Here is a 16852-nt window from a genome sequence, read left to right on the forward strand (position 1 = left end):
GAGATGAAGTAACGGCTTACCTGAAAAGTCGTTCTCTACCAACCGATTACTAGCAGAGAGGGACTTTATCTCATTTCATTTGGTTTATATTATAAACTACTTTATTTTTGTATAAAATTGAATCATGGAAGACAAAGAATTATCTCCTCAAGAAAGTCTGGATTTGATACAACAGATGATTGGCAAAGCCAGAAAGCGCTATACAGACAATAGTTATTTCTTTCTGCTTTGGGGCTGGATAGTGATGTTCGCTAGTTTATTTCACTACATCACTGCGGCATATACTTCTTTCGAATATCCATATGCTGGGTGGAGCCTAACCATTATTGGAGCTGTACTCTCCATGATTAAAGGCAGCAAGAAAAGCAGACAGGCACAGGTGCGTAATTACACCGACAAGTTGTACGGATGGCTTTGGGCGAGCTTGGGTATTGCCATGTTTACCATCATTTTCAATGGGGAATCAATTGGCTGGAACACCATTCCGTTTATTCTGCTCTTAGCGGGTGTTGGCACATCAGTTTCTGGTGCCATGATGAATTTTCAGCCCTTAAGAATCGGTTCAATTATCTTTTGGTTGTTAGCTTTGGCAGCTTTTAGAGTAGACCCAACCAAGCAGATGCTTTTGATGGCCTCTGGTGTGGCTTTTGGCTACTTGGTTCCGGGCTATATTATGAAATCTAACGCTAAGAAGAATGCCGTTTGAAGCACTCGATCCATTATTACACTCACAACTGCGGCTTGCGGTAATGTCACTGCTGATTAGTGTGGAAAGTGCAGACTTTGTGTACATCAAGGAACAGACGGGAGCAACCGCTGGCAATTTGAGCGTGCAAATAGATAAGCTTTCTACCGCAGGTTATATTTCTGTTGAAAAGAAGTTTGAGGGCAAGAAGCCCAAAACTACCTGTAAAATCACCAAACAAGGTATTGATGCCTTTGAAAGCTACGTGAAGAATATTCAACAATACCTGAAGCCTTAAAAAAATTTCTATTTATAGTTTATAAAATAAACCAGTTTAAAAATACAATTATGAAAGCAAATCAATTACTCAGCATGGCTCAACATTTATATCTCGGTATAATCTTGGCAGCCGCTCTACTCATTAGCCAACAAGCTCAAGCTCAATATGCTAACATCTCTAAAGACGAAATGAATAAGCTATCTACTTGGGTTGGTGAGTGGAAAGGTGAAGGCTGGCAAATGGACGACCAGTTTCAAAACAAAATGTCATTCACGGTAGAAGAAAAGGTGGAGTCGCGCCTTAATGGAATGTCACTTATTGTTGAAGGCAAAGGTATGTCTGGAGAAACATTAGGGCACCATGCCTTAGGTATGATCTATTATAATGCCGATAAGAAACAGTATGATTTTCATTCTTTAGTGGCCAGAGGCCAGTCAACTTTAGCCAAGGGAGAGTTTAATGATAAAGGAGAGTTTGTTTGGGGCTTTAAGGTTCAAAAAGGTGAAATTCAATACACTATCAAAATTGAGAATGATACATGGATAGAGTCAGGTGCATATAGCATGGATGGCAATTCTTGGTATCCTTTTATGGAGATGAAACTAACTAGGGTGAAATAGCCGCCTAAGGATTTAGAAATTGGCCGATCTCTCGATAAACTCGGGATGGAAAGTAGATTTTCCCATTCTGAGCGATCCCGATAGCTATCGCGAGAAGCATCGGCCAAGAGATTTTCAACATCAATTCTTAAATACTAGCATCAGTAAAAAAACTAAATCATGATTCATTCAACAATAGGCCTAATTCATACCGTTTTTGCAGTACTAGCCATGATATTTGGTGGCATAGTACTGCTCAAGATCAAAGGAGATAAAACCCATAAAGTGCTGGGTTACATTTATGTAGTCTGCATGTTGGGGCTCAACGGAACTGCTTTTGCCATATATAATTTTGGAGGCTTTTCTTTGTTCCATGGCTTTGCACTCGTCAGTTTGGCGGCACTTATGGGAGGAATGATTCCTATTCTAAAGAAAAGCAAGGGTTGGTTTAAAGCTCACTTCTTCTCCATGAATTGGTCGGTTGTAGGGCTATACTGTGCCTTTTGGGCCGAAACAGGAACAAGGTTACTCCAAGGCCAGCATTTTTGGTGGGTAGTAGCGTTAGCTTCGTTTGGAACCGCCATGGTGGGTATGGTGCTTATTAACCGAAAGGCGAAAAAGATATTTGGTTAAAACACCTCTGGCATCTCATCATAAGTTCTGCCATTCAAAATTCGTCCTGCAGCCTTTTTGTTTCTTCCTCCCCACTGCTTAAAAAAGAAGGCAACTTGCGCATTTTCACATTGTTCTTGAATATCTAAGACCCAGTTAACATCCATAGGCCGTGGTTTGTGGCCACTTTCACCACCTACAATTACCCAATCAATGCCTTCAAGGCTTAAATTAGGCAATGGGCCAATCAAAGGTTCGCAGCTTAGAAATTTGACTCTTGCCTTTGTCTGGCTCAAATCGTCTATCCTCTTCATAACTCTTTCATCCTCAACAGAAACTCCCATCCAAATATTATGAGTCCATTTTAGTTGAGAACTAAGCTCAAGTAGTCTTTCAGACCTTTTAGTCAAGACTTGAAATACATGTTGAGGGTTGTCGCGCATTACTTTAAAAACCTTCTTAATGAAGGTTAAAGGCACATCTGGATGGAAAAGGTCACTCATGGAGTTTACAAAAACTACCTTTGGCTTTTTCCATTTGTAAGGAGTATCGAGCTCTGATGGATGCATCCTAACCTTAAAAGCATCTTTGTATTTTTCTACACCCATTGCCTGTAACCTTTTGGCCATGCCTTCTGCATAGCAGAATTTACAACCAGCCGAAATCTTCGTACAGCCAGTAGTAGGATTCCAAGTCATTTCTGTCCATTCTATGCTCGACTTACTCATAAATAACAATTTTTTGGGGTGGTTCAAGCCTGTGTATGTTAGAGCTCGTAGTCCTTATCTCTTCTATCTGTTGGTTAATTATCAATTCCTTGAGAACCACATTAGCATGTCTCGGCAAGAACCCCTGATCCAGACTGTACTTATATACATCAGAATCGCTCGAAAGTTCTCTAGATAAAATTCTGGCCTTTAAATCTCTCTCAAAAACATTAAGCTTCTTGGGAAGATTCTCGGTTGGGAATAGAGACCATTGGCCAGTAGTTAAATACCCTTCTTCATCTATATTAAAATTCGCATCTCCAGAGTGCGGATTTATTCGCCATGCAATATTCAGAAACTTTTCTAATCCTAACGAATGATTTGATCCAAAAATTAGCCCATAAATATTAGACCCTTTCTTTATAGAAAATGGTGCTAAATGATACTCCTTTCCAAGTAGAGATTTATAATATTCGAAGACAACCCTATGGCTATGAACGGGCCTTGATTGATCAAAGTCGCTCTTTGTTAGAGTTATGTAATTTTTAAACTCTTCTTGTTCATAAAACCTTCTGACAAAAGAAGAGGAAATAAAAAATATAAAGTCAGTTCTTTTTAGAGAAACCAACATGCTAAAAATATCTTTGGTAATCTCTTTAATACCGTATTGATCAAGAAAGATGAGTCTAGGACAGTGATCCGATTTTATTCTAGAATATTGATCATTGAAAAACTCCTTGAAAGCTCTTTGATGTAACTCTACTTTATATGGTGCTTCCTTTGGCTTGTTAGAATCTATAACTTCTTTAAGGATATTAAACTTTCTTTTTACCTTTTCATTCAAGACAATTGTTAAGTTCAATTTATTACTTTCAATTGCTTCATGATGAGACAGAAGCTCTTCGATAATTATCAAGGGACTACCTGAATTCCCCTCTGAATCCTTTCCCTCACCAGAAAAAAAGTCATATACATAGATATCCCTCCAGTAGATTTTTCTTGCTTTTGTAAATGTTGGAAGCCAAGCTTTTAAATACTCCCTGAAAATTTCCAGCTTGATCTTAGTGCCAAAATCAAATTCATTTTTATGTATGTCCTTTGTCATTTTATTAAATTAAAATACGATAAAACTAAAATTAAACACCCACAAATACAATTATTAACATATTACGAATCTTTCAAGCTGTTGTATTCAAAATGTCTTTTGCAACATTGCAAACCGCCATGAGTTATATGAACATGACTTTTTCAAGAAAACTTCAACAGCTAGCACTTTTCTCTATAGTAGCTCTTTTGATTACTACGTGTAGCGGTGACGACCCTGAGCCCGGAAGCAATAGCAATAACAATTTGAACCGTGGAGCGGTAGGTAGTTCAGCCAATGATTTACTTTCTTCTTCAAGCTATAATTCTCTGAGGGTAGAAATTCAGTATGCTGCTGGCTTTGAGCCTCCACAAGGAAGTGTAAACTACTTGAGAAATTTCTTGAACCAAAGGCTGAACAAGCCTGGAGGCATTACTATTACTACAACTGAAGTAACAGCACCAGACCAAGGCAACTACAGCCTTTCCGATTTACGTGGAATAGAAGACAACTCGAGAACTCAATTCACTAATGGCTCTACCCTAGCCGTTTACTTCTATTTTGCCGATGGTAACTATAGTGAGAATGAAAACGTTTTGGGCATTGCCCACCGAAATACTTCGATGGTGCTGTTCCAGAACAGAATTGAGGAACTCTCTGGAGGTCCAGGGCAAGTGTCGACCCAAATGTTAACTTCTACGGTTATGGCTCATGAATTCGGACACATTCTCGGGCTAGTCAATTTGGGATCAGATATGCAGACCGATCATCAAGATGAGGCCAATGGAGCGCATTGCGACAATGAAAACTGCCTAATGTACTATGCGGTAGAGAGCGCTGGCGGAATCAGTGACCTCTTCGGCATGAGTAGCCCACCAGAATTAGACGCCAATTGTCTAGCTGACCTAGCTGCAAATGGGGGTAAATAGTACTCAGGATATCAGAAAACAGGAATCAGTCAAACTGATTGACTGATTTCTGATCGACTGATCACTGATTCTCCAGTCCCCCAATTACCTCAAACTTCTCAAATACCTTCTCGGTGTGAGGTGCGTCAGGGAGTTCGTCAGTTAAATCTTGGCCTGCCCAGTGCTCGTAATGCTTGCCGGTTTTCCAGAGCCTGGATTTAGTTACATCGTAGATTTTACCTTGATAGGCCACCCAGACCTCATCTCGGTCTTGCCCGTTTCTTAAGGCCAATTGTGATTTGGTATATGTTTTCACCGCTATTGTTCTCTGGTAGTGTAATAGGTATGATCTCTCAAAATGGTATAGAGAAATTGTGTAGGCCTCATGTCTGATTCAATATCCAATTTTTGCTTCACCTTTTCCGACATCATCAATACTGGTTTGGAGTTGGTATGGTCGGCCTGCATGCGGAGGCAGTCTTTAATTAGGTTTACCTCTTTGTCGGTAAGGGCTTTTACTTCAGGAAACTGAGGTTCATAATCTTCTTCCATTTTTTCAACCAATTGAAGCCTATTCACTTTTTCCGTCTTTCTCAGCTTCACCACTGTAGTGCCTGCAGCCAAATCGCCCAATCGTTGGCCATTTTGGGTAAGAGCAATGGAGATAATGGCAATAGAGCCACTCAGCATAACATCAATAGGCTTGAGAATCCACCGTAAAATAAAACCACCTATGGTTGGTGCGGTTCCATCTAATCTGACTACGCGCAGGTTCATGATCATTTTACCCACCGACTGACCGTTGTTTAGAATCTCCATGTACAGATCGTAAAAGAACACTGGAAAGTAGAAGAGAATGTTAATCCACTGCTTATCCGACCATCCTATTTGGTCCATGGTATAGCCAATTGCCATACCCGCCAGAATAAGAATGGCTAGGTCTATCATAAAAGCCAGCACACGGTTGCCAACTCCTGCTTTATCGTGTTCGATGGTGACATTCTGTGTGGTTTGAATACTGATTTGCATAAATCTATTTCTGAAGCCTGAGAGCCATTTTTAAGGAAGTGTAATTATAACAAGAAATTTTGCTTACCGCAGATATAGAACTGATCTAAAAGCTCAATCTTTTTCGAATGGCTTTGTATATTGGCTGCACTACAAAAAGATAGATAGATGCGAGAATCTGCTTTTGTTAAGCGGAATGTTAAGAAATGGGAAGAGTTTGAGAATCTGCTAAGGTCAGACAGCTCAGACCCAGACAAGCTATCTGATCTATTTATTCAGGTCACTGACGATTTGGCTTTTGCCAGAACTCAATACCCAGAAAGTAGAACCTACATCTACCTCAATGACTTAGCCTCCAAAATTCATGGCAAGATTTACAAGAACAAGGCGGAAGACCGCAAGCGCTTTGTTGAGTTCTGGAAATATGAGGTACCGATGATTATGTTCGAAGCCAGAAAAAAATTGCTTTATGCTTTCGTTGTTTTCGCGGTATCCATTCTAATCGGTATAGTCTCGCAAAAAGCAGATGACAGTTTTGTGCGTACTATTCTTGGCGATGGCTATGTAAACATGACTTTAGAAAACATAAAAGAGGGAGATGCTTTAGCCGTTTATGGCCGAGGCAGCCAAATGGATTCCTTTTTTGCCATCACTTTTAATAATGTTCGCGTTTCATTTTTTGCTTTTGCTGCTGGCCTTTTGCTCTCACTGGGCACGGGCTTCATGCTTTTGCAAAACGGTGTAATGGTGGGGTGCTTCTTTACCTTTTTAGCACAGCAGGGTTTTCTGAATGAGTCATTTAAAGTAGTGATGCTTCATGGAACCTTAGAACTTTCTGCCATTGTCATTGCAGGAGCAGCAGGCTTTGTGATGGGCAATAGTATCCTATTTCCCGGTACTTATTCCCGAATGGCTTCGTTTAAAAAGGGAGCTATTAAAGGCCTCAAAATAGTGATGGGTCTAATGCCTGTCTTTATTCTAGCAGGTTTTATAGAAGGCTTTTTCACTCGCTACACCAGCATGCCTTGGATTTTGAGCGGAACCATCATTTTTGGTTCGGCCTTCTTTATTATTTACTACTACGTTGTTTACCCAATTAAACTAGCCAATGCCAACCGCAAGAATATTCGAGCTTAGAAAAACCAGGACCTTCGGCCAGAAACTAGAAGGCACCTTTGAGTTCATTCGCATAAATGCGAAACCGCTATTTAAAAGCTTATTCTTTTTCTCTAGCCCATTTGTGTTGCTAGGAACTTTCCTAGTTTCCAATATTCTGAGTTCATCGTTCAATGCTGGTATTAACAGTAATGCTGGTGCCGAGCCTAGTGTATCAGAATTGATGTCGATTGGCTTTTCAGCCATAGGCTTTATGTTCTTAATGGCCTTTGCAGGAACCATGATTGTCTCTACAATTTATGCCTGCGTAAGGTGCTACGAACAATACCAAAGTGCAGATTACACCACTTCTGAAGTATGGGATAGGGTGAAGAAAATCTATTGGACCATATTTGGAACTACCCTACTCTACGGCATAGTATTCTTTGTGGCCTATATGATTTTGATCTTCCCACTGGCCCTATTTGCAGCCGTGCTTTCGGTACTCATTATCCCTGTTATTTACCTGTTTATGGGTTTCTATATGGTGATTATGTTCACCGCCATACCTGCACAAATATTTGAAGGCAAAGGGATTGGGAGCGGACTCAGTCAGGCTTTCCGCCTGCTCAAGGGCAATTGGTGGTCTTCCATCGGTTTGTTGCTTTTATTCCTGCTCATTTACAATGCAGTCATTGTAATATTCGCCCTACCATTCTATGGCAGCATGATTTTCAGCTTTTTCTCCACTGCAGAAATGGATTTGATGGAAGAGACTCCAGCCTATATGTCATTACTAAATTATCTGTTTGGAGCTATTTTGCTCATCGGCTCGTTTCTTACCTACAGTATTCCACTGGTAGGTATGACGGTTCAGTACTTTAGCATGTCGGAGGAGAAAGATGCCACGGCATTGATGAAGAAGATTGATGCTTTTGGAGCAGAAGAAGAGAGCAACGAAGAAGACGAGGAAGAGTACCATTAAAAAGCTCATTACCATATTATTGCTGATTATTGGTTCATCTTTTCAGCCTACTTTTGCCTCTTCTATCGGCATGCAAGAGCCTGTACAGGAGAATCGAGAATTCGATAAGTCGAGAATTGATGAGTTGAAAGACAGCGGAGATTTCGACTATGTTGAGAGACAAGAAGAAACGCCATCGCTTCTTCAGCGGATTATGAATTTCATTCAAAAGTTCATTGGCTCAATCTTCCAAGCAGCAACAGGCACCCCAATTGGTAGAATTTTGCTCTATGTAGCGCTTTTTATTCTATTGCTTGTGGCCATCATTAAAATATTCAGCATAGACATAAAAGATGTGTTTTATGGTTCGGCCGATAAGGGAAAAACGAGCTTCGAATACATGGAGGAAAATATTCATGAGCTAGACTTTGATCAGCTGCTGAATGATGCATTAGCCAACAAAGATTATCGATTAGCTATTCGTGTAGAATACCTTAAAACCCTCAAGGCCTTAAGCGAAGCCCAGATTATTGATTGGGAACAAGGGCGAACCAATTACGAATACCTTTATCAGCTGAACGATGAAAAGCTAAAGCAGCCATTCAAAGATTTGTGCTACTACTTTGACTACGCTTGGTATGGAGATTTCGAAGTAGAAAAAAGTATCTATGAGAAAGCGCACACCAAAGCCAAAACTCTTGCTGATATAGCTAGTAGAAAGGAGGTGGCAGCAGCATGAGAGGAGATAAAAAGTATTACGCCATCATCATCTTTGTCTTTCTAGTATTGTTCCTCATTCAATATTTCCAGAAAGAACCAACCAGCTATGCACGAACTTATTCTCATTTAGATAAGAACCCTTATGGTGGCTATGTACTGAAAGACCTGCTGCCAGAGTTTATGGGAGGCAGCGAAGTACAGTCGCTAAACCGCACGCTTTATGAAATTAAAGACTCGGTTTTAGCAGATAAAAACCTGATCATCTTTGCCGATCAGCTATTGATGGATCAAGAGGATACGTACATACTACTTAATGCGGTGAACCAAGGTATGACAGCCTTTATTTCTGCCGAAAAAATGGGAGGGCCTTTGCTCGACACACTCAAAATCGGCACCGATCTGGACGAGCTGTATTATGTCATCAATGCCAATCAAGATACAGTTGAAGCTAGAATTAACAGAGATATCTACCGCTTCAAGCGCGATGCTGTGGCCACCTACTATTCTGAATTAGACAGTGTAGATCATACGGTTTTGGCTGTTAATGAAAATGATGACCCCGTGGCTATTAGCGTGCCTTTCGGTAGCGGCAAAATAGTGTTCAATAGTACACCTTTAGCTTTCACCAATAACTACCTCTTTTTTGAAGACAATGCTCAATATGCCTCAACTTTATTGAGCGAATTACCTCAAAGAACCACTATTTGGAGCGAATATTATCAATTAGGAAGAATAGAAGCACAAACACCTTTGAGGGTAATTCTTACCACCCCAGCCCTAAAATTTGCCTACGGTGTAACCATCATTTCGCTACTCCTTTTTATGGTGTTTGAAGCCAAGAGAAAACAGCGAATCATACCGATAATAGAACCGCTCAAGAACACAAGCCTTGAATTCGTAAAGACCATTGGCAAACTTTACCTAAAGAGCGGAAATCACAAAGACATTGCAGAAAAGAAGATTCAGTATTTTCTGGAGTTCATTCGCACTAAATACTACCTGAACTTTCAAAAATTCGACAAAGATTTCTTCGAGAAGCTGAGTGCTAAATCGGGCAAAGATGTGGTGCAGCTGAAGAAGTTATTCGACATGATGGAGAAGATCAAAAATCAGTCGGAAGTCAGTGTTCAGGAATTGAAAATGTTAAACACTCAACTCGAGAATATTTATGGAACAGATGGAAGATAAACCAGAGTTCGAATCAAGATTAGACCTTTCTGTGCTTCAAGGCAAGCTAGACGCTATGCGAGCAGAGATAGGCAAAGTGTTGGTCGGCCAACAAGAGATGGTAGACATGCTTTTGGTGAGCATACTTTCCAACGGGCATGTGCTGTTAGAAGGTGTGCCAGGTGTGGCCAAAACGCTCACGGCTAAACTTTTAGCCAAAGTAATTAAAGCCGACTTTTCCAGAATTCAGTTTACACCAGACCTGATGCCATCAGATGTTTTAGGTACTTCAATCTTCAACCAAAAGAAGACCGAATTTGAATTCAAACCTGGGCCAATCTTCTCGAACATCATCCTCATCGATGAGATAAATCGTGCTCCAGCCAAAACGCAAGCAGCCCTTTTTGAGGTGATGGAAGAGCGTCAGGTTACAGTTGATGGCGAGACTCGAAAAATGACTGAACCCTACTTTGTGGTGGCCACTCAAAACCCGATTGAGCAAGAAGGAACTTACCGATTACCAGAGGCTCAACTCGATAGATTCCTCTTTAAGCTCACGGTTGGTTATCCTTCAATAGATCAGGAAATGGACATTCTGATAAACCACCATGAGCAAAAAGTGGCGGTAGATTTAGAGACTGTTCAACCTGTTCTTTCTCCAAGTGATATTGCGGAGTTCAAGAAAGTAGTTGGCGAAGTGCATGTAGAGCAAGAAGTGTTGAAGTACATCGCAGAGATTGTAGCCGCTACCAGAAAACACGTTTCGCTAATTCTTGGGGCATCACCAAGGGCTTCAGTGTCTATTTTGGCGGCTTCTAAAGCATTTGCCGCCATGAATGGGAGAGACTTTGTAACTCCTGAAGATGTGAAGTTTATCGCTGTTCCTGTAATGCGACACAGGGTAATTCTTACGCCAGAAAGCGAAATGGAAGGCATTTCTTCTGATGAAATAATCAAAGAGATCATTGATAAAGTAGAAGTGCCACGTTAGTGAAAGTAATTCGGGCAATATATCTCAGCAATAGGCTTTTTGCGGCCATTGGTATAATTGTAGCCAGTGCCCTGTTGGGCTATGCTATTGGAGGCTTGGAAAGTTTTGCCCGCGCCTTGCTCTACTTACTATTAAGCTTGGCGATTATTGATATTCTTCTCCTCTTTAGGGTGAAGAAAGGAGTAACCGCCAGCAGGTTTGCTCCAGAGAAATTCTCTAACGGTGATCAGAATCCTATGCGCATATTCATTCAGAATATGTATCAGTTTAAGGCGAAGCTAATGGTAATTGATGAGGTGCCTGATCAATTCCAAATGCGGAAGGCAAGCTTTGATATTGAAATTCCAGCGGCCGGTTCGAAAGCCATTAACTACGAACTCAGACCAGTAAAGCGAGGCGAATATCACTTCGGTAAAACCAATGTCTTTGTAAAATCACCACTTGGATTAATCTCCAGAAGGTTTCAGTTTGGTGAATCTACCATGGTTCCTGTCTACCCTTCTTACATTCAAATGAGGAAGTATGAACTGTTAGCTATCTCTAATCAGCTGACGCTTCAGGGAGTGAAGAAGATTAGAAGACTGGGCCATAATCAGGAGTTTGAGCAGATTAAGGAATACGTTCCGGGAGATGATTTTAGAACTATCAACTGGAAGGCTACTGCCAGAAGAGACCAGCTGATGGTGAACAACTATCAGGATGAAAGGTCTCAGCAGGTTTACTGTCTGATAGATAAGAGTAGGGTGATGCAAATGCCTTTTGAAGGGCTCAGTTTGCTCGATTACGCTATCAACGCTACACTGGCACTTTCCAATATCATCATCAAAAAAGGCGATCGTGCCGGGATGATTACCTTTCAGCACAAAGTGAGTACGGTGCTTCCTGCTAGCAAGCGAAACAAGCAGATGCAGCTGATTCAGGAGTCGCTTTACAACCAAAAGACACTGTACAAAGAAGCGGACTACTCAAGGTTATTTGTTACCGTAAAGAGGAAGCTCACGCAAAGAAGCTTGTTGATTCTCTTTACCAATTTTGAGTCGATGGCTGCTTTGGAAAGGCAATTGCCTTATTTCTCTAATCTGGCAAAGAACCATGTATTAGTAGTCGTGTTCTTCGAAAATACGGAGTTGAAAGACCTACTGGAAAGCAGACCAAAGTCTGTGAAAGACATCTATTACAAAACTATTGCTGAGAAATACGATCACGAGAAGCGACTCATAGTAAAGGAGCTCAGAAAGCATGGCATTTATTCGGTGCTTACCCCTCCGCAAGACCTGACGGTAAATACGATCAACAAGTATTTGGAACTAAAGTCAAGGGGGTTGGTTTAGAATTCATTTAGAACGTCATTCCCGTGAAAACGGGAATCTCCTAAAACAACAAGCCTCATGAAACCCAAGCAAATTATATTGGCAATTACAGTGCTTATCCTTGGCGTTATGCTTTGGAACGCCTTCAATCAGAAAGGGGTGAATGATCTTGAAACCCAATTTGAGCAGGTTACCTTCTACAGAAACGAGAACAACACTGGGCCGGTAAAACGAGTCTACATTGTCACTGTCAATGACACGGTTTGGTCAGAATTAGAAGCTTATGGCAATTTTCAGCCTCATAATAAACTAGGAACTACAGAGGTCTTTTTCTTCCTAGAAGGAAGTCCTTTTCCAACTAAAGTGAGTGGAACCAAACCTTACTTCTCCGAGTCGTTCAATGATGATGTAGTTGCCAGATATGAGAAAAACCCTTCGGGTTTGGTTTCCTTGAAAAAGTATCCTTTCAGGCATTAATTGATACTCGTTGGTGACAACACGACCGAGGGCCGAAAGCCAACACAGGTTAGAGAAAATCTATATCGAAAGCCCTCTCTCTGACTCCCCCTGGGAGGGGGAGATTTGATATTCAAAAAAATCATGAGCCGCATAAATTCCAATTTCCCTCCTCTCAGGAGGGGTTAGGGGCGGTAGTGATAAATCTAATTTCCTCTCTTTCAAAACCTACTGACATAGGGCTGTCACTAGTGGCCATTTTCTTTGAATTATAAATCATTTGAAACTTTTTAATTCAAGACAATGGAAACACAAACTGCAACCACAACTGACCAACTTTTCATTTCAACCGATGCTATGCTTGCTCATTGGCAAGGGCATAGAAACTTGACCAGACGAGTAATTGAAGCCTTTCCTGAAGATAAACTTTTCAATCACTCTATTGGTGGAATGCGCCCGTTTGCGGAGCTAGCCATGGAACTGATAGACATTGCTGCACCAGGTGTTGAAGGCTTAGCTACTGGAAAATGGGAAAAGATTGAGGAATTCGATCACACGAAGACAATGCCCAAAACTAAAGAGGGTTTACTCGAATTATGGGATAAAGTCACAGTTACTATAGATAGCGTTTGGCCAAAAATTAGCTCAGAAAGATTTCAAAAGGTCGAATCTGCATTCGGACAATACGAATACCCTAATTATGCTTCACTGCTCTATTTTGTTGACAATGAGATTCACCATAGGGCTCAAGGCTATGTTTACCTTAGATCGCTAGGCATTCAGCCACCTTTCTTTTGGGAGAGATAACTGGAAGGACAGGTCAGAAAGCACACCCATTATCGCTCTGATTTTGCTAAAAGACTGAGCATCAACATGAAAGGTTTTAAAACATGTTTTAACCGCCTAGCCGCTAAATCTGGAAAAAGATTTTCAGAGAGAATAGGGTATAATCTCTATAAAGAGTACTAATTATAAGTGAAGAAAATTTATAGCTATTTATATTATATAAAGCATTAAGAAACCATTTATTTTAATGACCCAGCAGAAGGCCCTAACACACACGGTGATCAGGGCCTTTTCATTTTCTGCTGTAAATAGCATAAAACAGCCATGTGAAATAGAATCATAGTGGCTCAAACAACTTTTTTGATATATTTAGATTATGCCTGATGTAAAAGTATTTGTCGTAGAGGATGAGAAAATTCATGCTAAAATCACAAGGATTTCAGTCCAAAATGCTGGATATGAAGTGGTTGGAGAATGCGATAATGCTAATGAAGCACTAGACGCCATTGAAAAGGCAGCTCCTGATGTTGTTCTCATGGATATTTCCATTCCTGGAAAGATTAATGGTATCGGTTTAGCGAAGTGCCTTTATGAGAAAAAAGGACCTCCGGTAATTTTCACCACTTCATTTACCGACCCAGAAGTAATTGAACAAGCAGCAGCATCATTTCCAGCTTCATACTTAATTAAACCTATTCAACTAGATAATCTGAAAGCTGCTGTAGCACTTGCTTTAGCTAAGAAAACGCAAGCCGCCCCCCAAAGCAGCAGAGCACCACTCAACGGAAGGTCGGTATATATTAAGTCTGGAAACAAACTTCAGAAAGTACTCTTAAAGGACATTCTCTAGATAGAGGCCGCAGGAGACAATTACTGTAAAGTAGTTACCAAAACACATCAACTTATCTCTAGACATACGGTTAAGGGCATGGTAAAGGAGCTTAATTCCGACTACTTTATACAGACTCACAGAGCTTACGTGGTAAACAGAGAGCGTATTGATAGTATTCATGAAAAAGAGCAGCTAGTAATAATTAATGGTTGTGAAGTTCCTATTGGAAGAACTTATAAAGAAGAACTCTACAGTCAGATGAGGCGCTGTTAGCGCTAGTACTACTTTTCGCTACATTATTTCGTTTAACTCAGCAGTCAATAAAGCAGGTACACTCTTTAATGGACTTTAAATGCCATTTTTTAACAATCAGCACATAAGAACTGACCATTTTTAAATATTCCACCCTCAATTATTAATATAAGTTGTTTGCAGTTAAACGACAGCAAACTGACATTCGCTTACAAATTTTAGCCATTCGCTTACATTTCAAAACGCGGACTTTAAGGGTTTTGCATCTTCATAATAGAATGTGCGAGCAACAGCTTTGTCGGAGAAGCTGTTTAGCTCAAAGTAGGTTAGTCTGAATAATAAAGAAGGCTTATAACTCACTTTGATCTTTGGTAGTGTGTTATTAGTTGAGGTGTTTGGATTACTAGTAATCTAAACCAGGCCTCTCCATAGATGGTGGAGGGGCCGCTTTATTTTACAGGCAGTCTAACTCAATAAATCACTTTCACATCAATCACTTACAACTAAACGCTGATCCTTAAAGAAAGCGGCAAAAGATATCTACTAAAGTAATAGACAAGCCTAAATAAGCTTCCCTTGTGCTTTTATCCACCTTTCAGGGAAATCTCCATGTGTGGCTGTGGTATAATCTTCATATGAACAAGGTATATAAGCCCTATCCATCATCTTATCTCCATAGTTCACTAGCATCCACCACTTTTCGGAAAGTCTGCTCTTATAAAAAGTCATGGTATCATCGGTACCTTCAAAGCTAACTGTGTATTTAGTATACTGATCTGAGTTAAATTGGCCAGTGTCTTTTCTATTGTAATAACCCTCAATGAAGTACCACACCATTGTTGCCACTACAGAAGCCGTAGAAAAGTGCTGATCGTCCATGTCTGGATTATACTCACAGATGCTAACTGAACTCATTTTTTCATTCATACCAGCATACCACATAAGTTGGCAAGCCTCCTCTCCTGAAAGGCCGAAGGGCTGAGCATTTGCATTAGCAGTTGCGTCCGCGTTTCTAATAGCAGAAATATCAAAACTCAACATATTGGCCATACGCACTACTGGCTCTGCATTATGAAAATTCTCTCTTAATTCACCGAGCCTTAAAGCTTCAAAATAGAGCTTATCTAGTGCCGATAGTGCACCTGCCTCCACTAAATAACTCTGGTGCCCTAGGTGATTATAGCTAAACATAAAGTTTGGCCGGTGTGTAATTAGCTTAGAAAGAAATGTTTCGTTTTCATCGCCTTCATCTTCTACATCCAATTTGGCATCTACATTCAAGACAGATATTAGATCTTTCTTTGATTCATAAGCCAAATATTGAGGCAAGGCTATGTCATGCGTGCCTCCAATAATTATCGGGGTAACCTTTGTAGCCATAAGGTGCTCACACACCTCCTTGAGCCTATCCATGGTATCTTGATAATCGGCACCATTCTGAATATTACCCAAGTCGGCAATTCTGTAGGTTAAACTCCCCTTTTTTAAGCGATAAAATTTCTTTCGGAAAGCATCTGCCGCTCCCTGAACACCAACATTTACAGACGTACCTCTGTTGTCGGTAACCCCTACTAATGCCAAATCGGTTTTTGAAATATCGAGGCTTTCATCGTTCAGCTGCTTAATGCTATTGCCAATAGCAGACTGCGGAAGGCCTTCGATTTGTTCAGCGGCTTTGAAGAAGAGTTTTAAGTTCATAGGCAAAATTGAAACTCAAAAATAAGGATAATGGATTTCATTGAACTACCATAAGCTCAAAGTTTACTTTCCTCTCAATAGTTTTAAGGAATGAATTTCATTGTACAAGACTAGTGGCCGATCCATTTCCAGTGAGGCATAGTTTAACCAGAACCAAGCATCTCAGGTCTGCATTAAATGAAAAAGGCCACCCGTACGGTAGCCTTTCTCCGGACTATATTAAAATAGGACCTCAACCAAATAGTCCATCAACTGTTTCTTACTTCAATGCCTTCAGACAAGCTCTGTAGTTGGAGAACCTGCTCCAATTGCACCACTTATGGTTGCCTCCAAATAATCTAAACCTTGCAATTTTGTGATAATGGCAAAAGGCTCAGTAGCTTGTGCCTTTTTCAGTAGGCCTTCCTCTTGGCAAGCAGAGTAGAAAATAAAAGGTTTGGACGAACCCTTTCTAATAAACTCCGCTACCTCTACCCCATTAAAACTTCCTTTCAAATTGATATCTAGAATAGTAAGGTCGGGTTCATGGTGAAGGAATTTTTCTATGGCATCATCATAGTTACTTGCTATGGCGCATGGTTCATACCCCATAAAATCTATCAGATCAGCAAGGTTCTCTGCCACCCCAATATGATCTTCAACTATCAGAATCTTTTTCAGCATGGATTATTCAAATAACTTCTTGGTGAAATTAAGCC

The 16852-nt window shown here is 40.5% G+C and carries 21 protein-coding genes; 15 read left to right on the top strand and 6 right to left on the bottom strand.

The window, feature by feature from the left end; translation table 11 throughout:
* The first annotated feature begins 124 nt into the window (after window positions 1–124).
* From AWW68_RS01910 to AWW68_RS01925, 4 genes are all read left to right on the top strand, one after another.
* The gene (locus AWW68_RS01910) at window positions 125–706 is read left to right on the top strand and encodes a hypothetical protein (protein ID WP_068216007.1); all 582 of its coding nucleotides are present in this window, start codon (window positions 125–127) and stop codon (window positions 704–706) included.
* On the top strand, window positions 696–983 hold the full coding sequence (locus AWW68_RS01915; RefSeq protein WP_068216009.1) for a winged helix-turn-helix domain-containing protein: 288 nt from the start codon (window positions 696–698) through the stop codon (window positions 981–983). Before AWW68_RS01910 ends, AWW68_RS01915 begins: the two co-directional genes overlap by 11 nt.
* Window positions 984–1033: 50 nt before the next feature.
* Window positions 1034–1585 carry a DUF1579 domain-containing protein gene (locus AWW68_RS01920; RefSeq protein ID WP_068216011.1) on the top strand — a complete coding sequence of 184 codons (552 nt, stop codon included), beginning with the start codon at window positions 1034–1036 and terminating at the stop codon, window positions 1583–1585.
* Between the two features lie 159 nt (window positions 1586–1744).
* Complete coding sequence (locus AWW68_RS01925) at window positions 1745–2197, top strand: DUF2306 domain-containing protein (RefSeq protein ID WP_068216013.1); 453 nt, start codon at window positions 1745–1747, stop codon at window positions 2195–2197.
* On the opposite strand, the gene AWW68_RS01930 is transcribed toward AWW68_RS01925, so the two are convergent.
* The gene (locus AWW68_RS01930) at window positions 2194–2904 is read right to left on the bottom strand and encodes a DUF5131 family protein (RefSeq protein ID WP_068216015.1); all 711 of its coding nucleotides are present in this window, start codon (window positions 2902–2904) and stop codon (window positions 2194–2196) included. The genes AWW68_RS01925 and AWW68_RS01930 overlap by 4 nt on opposite strands.
* Window positions 2897–3988, bottom strand: a complete 1092-nt coding sequence (tcmP, locus tag AWW68_RS01935) for a three-Cys-motif partner protein TcmP (protein ID WP_068216017.1) — start codon at window positions 3986–3988, stop codon at window positions 2897–2899. Before tcmP ends, AWW68_RS01930 begins: the two co-directional genes overlap by 8 nt.
* 92 nt (window positions 3989–4080) lie before the next feature.
* Between tcmP and AWW68_RS01940 the strand changes: the two genes are divergently transcribed.
* On the top strand, window positions 4081–4896 hold the full coding sequence (locus AWW68_RS01940; protein ID WP_221405962.1) for a peptidase: 816 nt from the start codon (window positions 4081–4083) through the stop codon (window positions 4894–4896).
* Between the two features lie 61 nt (window positions 4897–4957).
* Here AWW68_RS01940 and AWW68_RS01945 read toward each other — a convergent pair whose 3' ends face one another.
* Together AWW68_RS01945 and AWW68_RS01950 are read right to left on the bottom strand one after the other, a co-directional pair.
* On the bottom strand, window positions 4958–5191 hold the full coding sequence (locus AWW68_RS01945) for a cytochrome b5 domain-containing protein (protein WP_068216022.1): 234 nt from the start codon (window positions 5189–5191) through the stop codon (window positions 4958–4960).
* Between the two features lie 2 nt (window positions 5192–5193).
* The gene (locus AWW68_RS01950; RefSeq protein ID WP_068216024.1) at window positions 5194–5904 is read right to left on the bottom strand and encodes an RDD family protein; all 711 of its coding nucleotides are present in this window, start codon (window positions 5902–5904) and stop codon (window positions 5194–5196) included.
* Between the two features lie 147 nt (window positions 5905–6051).
* Here AWW68_RS01950 and AWW68_RS01955 point away from each other — a divergent pair, with 147 nt between their 5' ends.
* The 10 genes from AWW68_RS01955 to AWW68_RS19750 all read left to right on the top strand — a co-directional run bounded on the left by AWW68_RS01955 (window position 6052) and on the right by AWW68_RS19750 (window position 14477).
* On the top strand, window positions 6052–7020 hold the full coding sequence (locus tag AWW68_RS01955) for a stage II sporulation protein M (RefSeq protein WP_068216026.1): 969 nt from the start codon (window positions 6052–6054) through the stop codon (window positions 7018–7020).
* Window positions 6992–7963 (top strand): hypothetical protein, encoded by a 972-nt coding sequence (locus tag AWW68_RS01960; protein WP_068216028.1) that lies wholly within the window; start codon window positions 6992–6994, stop codon window positions 7961–7963. The genes AWW68_RS01955 and AWW68_RS01960 overlap by 29 nt, the downstream gene beginning before the upstream one ends.
* Complete coding sequence (locus AWW68_RS01965; RefSeq protein WP_157717490.1) at window positions 7914–8681, top strand: DUF4129 domain-containing protein; 768 nt, start codon at window positions 7914–7916, stop codon at window positions 8679–8681. The genes AWW68_RS01960 and AWW68_RS01965 overlap by 50 nt, the downstream gene beginning before the upstream one ends.
* The gene (locus AWW68_RS01970; RefSeq protein ID WP_068216033.1) at window positions 8678–9850 is read left to right on the top strand and encodes a DUF4350 domain-containing protein; all 1173 of its coding nucleotides are present in this window, start codon (window positions 8678–8680) and stop codon (window positions 9848–9850) included. The genes AWW68_RS01965 and AWW68_RS01970 overlap by 4 nt, the downstream gene beginning before the upstream one ends.
* Complete coding sequence (locus tag AWW68_RS01975) at window positions 9831–10820, top strand: AAA family ATPase (RefSeq protein WP_068216035.1); 990 nt, start codon at window positions 9831–9833, stop codon at window positions 10818–10820. The genes AWW68_RS01970 and AWW68_RS01975 overlap by 20 nt, the downstream gene beginning before the upstream one ends.
* Window positions 10820–12151 carry a DUF58 domain-containing protein gene (locus AWW68_RS01980; RefSeq protein WP_068216037.1) on the top strand — a complete coding sequence of 444 codons (1332 nt, stop codon included), beginning with the start codon at window positions 10820–10822 and terminating at the stop codon, window positions 12149–12151. Before AWW68_RS01975 ends, AWW68_RS01980 begins: the two co-directional genes overlap by 1 nt.
* A gap of 57 nt (window positions 12152–12208) precedes the next feature.
* Window positions 12209–12607, top strand: a complete 399-nt coding sequence (locus AWW68_RS01985; RefSeq protein ID WP_068216039.1) for a hypothetical protein — start codon at window positions 12209–12211, stop codon at window positions 12605–12607.
* A gap of 282 nt (window positions 12608–12889) precedes the next feature.
* On the top strand, window positions 12890–13393 hold the full coding sequence (locus AWW68_RS01990; protein ID WP_068216041.1) for a DinB family protein: 504 nt from the start codon (window positions 12890–12892) through the stop codon (window positions 13391–13393).
* A gap of 355 nt (window positions 13394–13748) precedes the next feature.
* A complete protein-coding gene (locus tag AWW68_RS01995; protein WP_068216043.1) occupies window positions 13749–14222 on the top strand; it encodes a response regulator in 474 nt (157 codons plus the stop codon).
* Window positions 14223–14477: a LytR/AlgR family response regulator transcription factor gene (locus AWW68_RS19750; protein WP_084375539.1), complete on the top strand. Its 255-nt coding sequence runs from the start codon at window positions 14223–14225 to the stop codon at window positions 14475–14477.
* Between the two features lie 540 nt (window positions 14478–15017).
* On the opposite strand, the gene AWW68_RS02000 is transcribed toward AWW68_RS19750, so the two are convergent.
* Together AWW68_RS02000 and AWW68_RS02005 are read right to left on the bottom strand one after the other, a co-directional pair.
* On the bottom strand, window positions 15018–16154 hold the full coding sequence (locus tag AWW68_RS02000) for a formimidoylglutamase (protein WP_068216046.1): 1137 nt from the start codon (window positions 16152–16154) through the stop codon (window positions 15018–15020).
* Between the two features lie 273 nt (window positions 16155–16427).
* Entirely contained in the window at window positions 16428–16817 is a 390-nt protein-coding gene (locus tag AWW68_RS02005) for a response regulator (protein ID WP_068216048.1), read from the bottom strand.
* Window positions 16818–16852: the final 35 nt, after the last annotated feature.

Source organism: Roseivirga spongicola, from assembly GCF_001592965.1.
GTDB classification, from domain to species: Bacteria; Bacteroidota; Bacteroidia; order Cytophagales; family Cyclobacteriaceae; genus Roseivirga; species Roseivirga spongicola.